The 240-nt window shown below is 57.1% G+C and carries 1 protein-coding gene; it reads right to left on the bottom strand.

Annotated elements, in window-relative coordinates:
- A partial coding sequence (locus SB756_RS34620; protein ID WP_410913825.1) for a hypothetical protein occupies positions 1–240 on the bottom strand: 240 nt, incomplete at both ends.

Below are 240 nucleotides of genomic sequence, written 5' to 3'. Positions count from 1 at the left end.
CTGACGACCCTGCGCTTCGTAGCGCTGACGCTCTTCGTCACTCGCCTCATGGGCGTTCCAGACGTGCATCAGGTTGTCATCGACAAACCACCAGGCTTTGCTCAGCGGATAGTCGTTGTTCCAGCGCAGCAGATCCTCTTCAAGGGTATCGGCAGAGACGGCATATTTGTGGCAGGTGAAGATGCTAAACGGCTGGGTACGCAGGGTTACCGCGGTAACAATGCCTAGTGCGCCCAGTGA

Origin of the sequence: Pseudomonas sp. SIMBA_068, assembly GCF_046534705.1 — a bacterium.
In the GTDB taxonomy this organism is placed as follows: domain Bacteria; phylum Pseudomonadota; class Gammaproteobacteria; order Pseudomonadales; family Pseudomonadaceae; genus Aquipseudomonas; species Aquipseudomonas putida.
The sequence above is the reverse complement of the archived record's forward strand: the minus strand, read 5'-3'. Positions and strand labels throughout refer to the sequence as shown.